General features: G+C 31.3%; 2 pseudogenes. Both read right to left on the bottom strand.

Annotated elements, in window-relative coordinates:
* A pseudogene (locus tag GQX97_RS12990) lies at positions 1–354 on the bottom strand (ABC transporter permease); the annotation flags it as partial.
* Positions 354–771 (bottom strand): annotated as a pseudogene (locus tag GQX97_RS12995) (heme ABC transporter ATP-binding protein); the annotation flags it as partial. The pseudogenes GQX97_RS12995 and GQX97_RS12990, both read right to left, overlap by 1 nt.

Consider the following 771-nt stretch of genomic DNA (forward strand, 5'->3'; position numbering starts at 1 on the left):
AGGTAAAAATGTACATTTAATTGCAATAAAAACAGCAACATAAGCACCTATAATAAATTGACCAGGTGCTCCTATATTAAAAAGACCATTCTTAAAAGCAAATCCAACAGAAAGACCTGTTAATATTAAAGGAGTAGCYGTATATATAACCTGCCCTATTCCTCTCATGCCTCCAGAAAAACCTCCAGAAAGTATAGTTATAAAAGCAGGAAAAGCATCTCTTACATTACTAACTAGAAGTATTATAAGACCTAAAAGTAAACCTATAATAATAGCAAGAAAAGATGAAAATACATTTACAAATCCATCTTTCTCTAAAAAACTCGCAAATTTATCTTTTAAATTACTGCTCATTAAGCACTCCTTTTAGAACCAGCCATATATAAGCCTAACTCATTAATAGTAATATCTTTATTTAACATATTAGCTACAATTTCACCTTCATATATAACAAGTATTCTGTCACTTAAATTCATAACCTCATCAAGCTCTAACGATACAAGAAGAACAGCCTTTCCGCTATCTCTCTGTGCAATTAATTCTTTATGTATATATTCAATAGCCCCAACATCTAATCCCCTAGTAGGCTGAACAGCTATAAGTAAATCAGGATTTCTATCTATCTCTCTCGCTATTATTACTTTCTGCTGATTTCCTCCAGACATGCTCCTTGCAAAAGTTTTAGCACCCTCTGCACTTCTTATATCAAACCTTTTTATAAGTCCATTAGCATAATCTTCAATTTCTTTAAATTTTAAAAATCCCTTATTT

Origin of the sequence: Brachyspira sp. SAP_772, from assembly GCF_009755885.1 — a bacterium.
Lineage (GTDB): Bacteria > Spirochaetota > Brachyspiria > Brachyspirales > Brachyspiraceae > Brachyspira.